A 4940-nucleotide genomic window follows, 5' to 3' on the forward strand; every position below is an offset into this window, starting at 1 on the left:
AGCAATGACAGCATCCGCACCTAGTTTTTCCATCCGTTTTGCTAAAGCTACTGAAGGTACAACTGGAATAACGGTAATGCCAGCTTCGTGGAAACGATCCATGTATTTTCCAGGATTCCCTGCACCAGTAATAACCACTTTAACCCCTTCTTCGATAACCAAATCAACGATATCATCTGCAAAAGGAGAGAGGAGCATGATATTGACTCCAAAAGGTTTGTCAGTAATGGATTTGACGCGATCAATATTCGCTTTGACAACTTCTTTAGGTGCATTTCCTCCACCGATAATCCCAAGACCACCCGCATTGGATACAGCTCCCGCTAGATCACCATCAGCTACCCAAGCCATACCACCTTGGAAAATTGGATATTTAATGTTTAATAATTCAGTAATTCGTGTTTGCATAGTACCTTCCTCATTTTCGCTTAAGTAATAGTTTGAAAGCGATTCTTTGCTTTGAGCGTCAAACTATTACCTAAACAAGAGAGAATATCTTTCGATACTCTCATCCATTATTATTTAGTTTTTTCTTCTACGTAAGCAACAAGGTCACCTACAGTAGACAATCCTTCTTCAGTTTCAATTTGAATGTCGAATGCATCTTCAATTTCTGAAATCACTTGGAACAAATCCAATGAATCAGCTTCAAGATCTTCAAAAGTAGACTCAAGAGTTACTTCTGATGGTTCTTTACCAAGTTCTTCAACGATAATTTCTTGTACTTTTTCAAATACTGCCATGATTGGCCTCCTTAAAATAATAAAAAATTTTTAAAATGTGTTACCACATGTTTAACTAGATTGTAACAAGAAGTGAGCCCCATGTCAAACCTCCACCAAATCCAGACAGAAGAATTGTTTGACTTCCATCCAATTTGATCAGTCCTTGGTCAACACACTCCGATAATAAAATTGGAATACTTGCGGCACTCGTGTTACCATATTCCATCATGTTTGCAGGAAGTTTTTCTCTATCAACCCCGATTTTCTTAGCCATTTTATCTAAGATACGGTCATTTGCTTGGTGCAGAAGAAAATAATCAATCTCTTCAACAGGCACTGGAGCATCTGCTAACGTATTTTTAATACTCTTAGCCACATCCCGAATGGCAAAATCAAAGACTGCTCTTCCATCCATTGACAAATATTTTTTATCTTCTTCCTTATCAGAATATGGTGAAGATAAACCAACAGATGATGATTGAAGAACTTCTCCACGGGAACCATCAGAAAATAAACTTTCAGCTAAAAAAGTTTGTTGTTCGGAAGCTTCCAATAAAACACCGCCAGCACCATCCCCAAATAGGACCGCTGTTGTCCGATCTTCCCAATCAATCACTTTCGATAAGGTTTCACTTCCAATAACGATTCCTCGTTTGTACTGGCCAGACCGAAGCAACTTTTCAGCAGTCGCAAGCGCAAAGACAAATCCACTACAAGCTGCTGTCAAATCAAAAACAAAAGCTTTAGAGGCCCCAATTTTAGCTTGAACACGAGCTGCAGTGGATGGCATCATGGAATCGGGCGAAATCGTTGCAACAATAATAAAATCCAACTGATCCGCTTGTAAACCACTTTTTTCAAGCAAGCGTCGAGCCACTTCCGTAGCTAAATCGCTGGTTGATTCTGATTGAGTAATATGACGCTTCCGAATGCCTGTCCGACTAGCAATCCACTCATCGCTGGTATCCATCCGTTCAGAAAGATCCTGATTAGAAATCACTTGGCTTGGCGCATAATGGGCTACCTGACTAATTTTTGCAAAAGTCATTATTTCAACTCCTCCAAGAAACGATAAAGATTCTGCAACCCTTTTTGCATCACTTTCCGTTCATCTGGAGACATCCCATCAATAATTTGATTGACCATCCGCTTGTGAAATTGTTGGTGAAGCCGATACAAGAGCTTGCCTCTTTTGGTCAAACTCAAATGGACAACCCGACGATCGACTTCAGATCTGGTTCGTTCAATATAACCTTTTCGTTCAAGATTATTTAAACTGGTAGTGACTGTACCTAACGTTACCATTAACGAACGCGAAATATCACTTGGAGTTGCGTTTGGTGTTGAGCCGATGACATCTATTGTGTGCATTTCCTTGATGGAAACATCATTAAATCGACTGCTACGTAAACTAGTTTCTTCGATGACTAATACGTTGTTAAAAATGGATGTAAGGTAATCATTGACTAGTTGAAAATTCAAAAACCACACCCCCTATTCATTACTTTGATAATCGAATTTTATCAAAAATCAAACCAAATAGCAAGCCTCAGCAATAAAAACATAAAAATTTTACGTTTTTATTTTCCTTGGAATTTTGGGCGCCGACGCTCTGAATAGGCAATAACTCCTTCTTTAAAGTCTTCCTTTAGAGAAAGATTTCTTTGCAATCGCAACTCAATTTCAGCATAACGATCCCAGTCAGTCAGCATGCTAGACCAAGCCAACTCTTTAATCGCAGCAAAAGAATTGTCTGAGCTACGTCTTAACTTCATGAGTAGTTGGTTGACAGTCTTGTCTAATTTTTCTACTTCAGAAACCTTGTACACAACGCCATATTCCAGAGCCTTTTCAGCACCTAATGGTTCACCAGTCATTGCTAACTGAGTTGCTCTAGTCAAACCAATGGCTCTTCCTAAAAGGAATAGACCACCAGCATCGGGAGCCAAACCGACCCCAACAAAGGCTTGAATAAACTTGGCTTTATCAGAAGCAACACAAAAGTCCGCCGCTACTGCCATATTAGCAGTTGCTCCTGCAACCGCACCATCTGCAACCATAATCACTGGTTTTGGAATTTGCTTCATTTTTTTAGAGATTTGATTGACCAATTCCGCAATTTGCGTTAACGAATCGATATCATCAGCATCAACAGCCCGTTTCATCTCAGCTAAATCACCACCAACTGAAAAAACCTTGCCGACTGCTTTAAATAAAATAAAACGAACATCTGGATTCTTCTCAGCTAATTCTAATGCTTCAAGGATTTCCTGACACATTGGAATGTTAAAACCATTTGAAACCTCTGGTCTATTTAAAATAATAGATGCGAGATCCTCTTCTACAGAATAAATAATCGTTTCGAACACCATAAGCCACCTCTTTACTAATTAGCTATTCAAATTGTTTGATAATTGAACTTATTTATTTTCATATTATTTTAGCACAACTACTTTGAGAAGTAAATTACATTTTCATAACAAAGTGTCTCACCCGAAAGACTCGCTTGATAACAGTGCTTTTTTAGATTGTAACCAATCCTTATCTTTGGTATAATTTAAAGTAAGTTTTATAAAGGAGTCCACATGAAAGTAGTTAAATTTGGTGGTAGTTCGTTAGCATCTGCTACCCAGCTAGAAAAAGTATTCAATATTGTTAAAGAAGATGAAACCCGTCAATACGTGGTCGTTTCTGCTCCAGGGAAACGCAATGCTGAGGACACAAAAGTCACAGATGCCCTCATCAAGTATTATAAAGAATATACCAACGGAAAAGATACGAACCAAAGTCAAGAATGGATTATCAATCGCTATCGTTCCATTACAGAGGAGTTAGACTTAGACGAGGAAATTATCGAAGAGATTGCTAGAGATATCAAATCCCTTGCAACACTTCCCAAGTCCGATAATACCTTCTTATATGATACCTTCTTAGCAGCTGGAGAGAACAACAATGCAAAACTCATTGCAGCTTACTTTGTAAAAAAGGGTTTAGAAGCAAAATATATCCATCCAAAAGATGCAGGTATCTTTGTAACAAGTGAACCTTGCAATGCCCGCATTCTCCCTTCTAGTTACGATAAGATTGAAGAACTGAGAAACCATAATGAAATTTTAGTAATCCCTGGATTCTTTGGAATTACTAGAGAAGGACAAGTCTGTACTTTTTCAAGAGGTGGTTCTGATATTACAGGATCAATTATCGCAGCGGGAGTTAAAGCAGATCTCTACGAGAACTTTACAGACGTCGATGGTATTTTTGCAGCTCACCCAGGCATTATCAAACAGCCACATTCTATTCCTGAATTAACCTATAAAGAGATGCGGGAATTAGCCTATGCTGGCTTTAGTGTCCTACATGATGAAGCACTTGTTCCTGCATATCGTGGAAAGATTCCAATGGTGATCAAGAACACCAACAATCCAAAACATCCAGGTACGAAGATTGTGCTGAACCATACCGATGAAAATGTTAAAGTCGTTGGGATTGCAGGAGACTCTGGATTTGTCAGCATTAATACCACCAAATACCTAATGAATAGAGAAGTCGGTTTTGGTAGAAAATTATTGCAAATTTTAGAAGATTTGAATATTAGTTGGGATCATATGCCAACAGGTATTGACGACTTATCAGTAATTCTTCGGTCAAAAGAATTGACTCCAATTAAAGAACAAGAAATTTTAAAACATCTAATCCAAGATTTACAAGTAGATTATGCCGAAATTGAACATGATCTTTCCATTATTATGATTGTCGGAGAGAATATGAAAAATCAAATTGGTGTAACAGCTACAGCCACAAAGGCTTTATCAGAAAATAACATTAATATCCAAATGATTTCTCAAGGATCTAGCGAAGTTTCCATCATGTTTGTCGTCAATCAAGAACAAGAAAAACAGGCTATTAAAGCTCTATACGATGTTTTCTTTAAATAAGAAAAAAGGTTCGAAAGAACCTTTTTTTACTTTATTAATAAAGAGAAATAAAAAAAAACCCTTTCGGGTACTGACTCCGCCAGTAGGACTCGAACCTACGACATCATGATTAACAGTCATGCGCTACTACCAACTGAGCTATGGCGGAAAAAAGCTAAGCGACTACCATATCTCACAGGGGGCAACCCCCAACTACTTCCGGCGTTCTAGGGCTTAACTTCTGTGTTCGGCATGGGTACAGGTGTATCTCCTAGGCTATCGTCACTTAACTCTGAATGAT

The 4940-nt window shown here is 38.4% G+C and carries 6 protein-coding genes, 1 tRNA gene and 1 rRNA gene; 1 reads left to right on the forward strand and 7 read right to left on the reverse strand.

The genetic code is table 11. The annotated features are described in order from the left end of the window. The 5 genes from H8S88_RS09755 to H8S88_RS09775 form a co-directional block, all read right to left on the reverse strand. On the reverse strand, positions 1 to 408 hold a 408-nt coding region (locus tag H8S88_RS09755), incomplete at its 3' end, for a nitronate monooxygenase (RefSeq protein ID WP_236128282.1). 110 nt (positions 409 to 518) lie between these two features. Then, entirely contained in the window at positions 519 to 743 is a 225-nt protein-coding gene (locus H8S88_RS09760; protein WP_003003892.1) for an acyl carrier protein, read from the reverse strand. 55 nt (positions 744 to 798) lie between these two features. Beyond that, positions 799 to 1773, reverse strand: a complete 975-nt coding sequence (locus H8S88_RS09765) for a beta-ketoacyl-ACP synthase III (RefSeq protein ID WP_125336171.1) — start codon at positions 1771 to 1773, stop codon at positions 799 to 801. Continuing rightward, entirely contained in the window at positions 1773 to 2207 is a 435-nt protein-coding gene (gene fabT, locus H8S88_RS09770) for a fatty acid biosynthesis transcriptional regulator FabT (RefSeq protein ID WP_006597415.1), read from the reverse strand. Before fabT ends, H8S88_RS09765 begins: the two co-directional genes overlap by 1 nt. Before the next feature lie 98 nt (positions 2208 to 2305). Further along, positions 2306 to 3097 carry an enoyl-CoA hydratase gene (locus tag H8S88_RS09775; RefSeq protein WP_048789390.1) on the reverse strand — a complete coding sequence of 264 codons (792 nt, stop codon included), beginning with the start codon at positions 3095 to 3097 and terminating at the stop codon, positions 2306 to 2308. Between the two features lie 213 nt (positions 3098 to 3310). Between H8S88_RS09775 and H8S88_RS09780 the strand changes: the two genes are divergently transcribed. Further along, on the forward strand, positions 3311 to 4660 hold the full coding sequence (locus H8S88_RS09780) for an aspartate kinase (protein ID WP_125336170.1): 1350 nt from the start codon (positions 3311 to 3313) through the stop codon (positions 4658 to 4660). Positions 4661 to 4734: 74 nt separating this feature from the next. Here H8S88_RS09780 and H8S88_RS09785 read toward each other — a convergent pair. Both H8S88_RS09785 and rrf read right to left on the reverse strand, forming a co-directional pair. Continuing rightward, positions 4735 to 4808, reverse strand: a tRNA-Asn gene (locus H8S88_RS09785). Between the two features lie 5 nt (positions 4809 to 4813). Then, positions 4814 to 4929 (reverse strand): 5S ribosomal RNA (gene rrf, locus H8S88_RS09790). Between the last annotated feature and the right edge of the window lie 11 nt (positions 4930 to 4940).

This window comes from Streptococcus sp. GS001 (genome assembly GCF_021595565.1).
In the GTDB taxonomy this organism is placed as follows: Bacteria; Bacillota; Bacilli; order Lactobacillales; family Streptococcaceae; genus Streptococcus; species Streptococcus xiaochunlingii.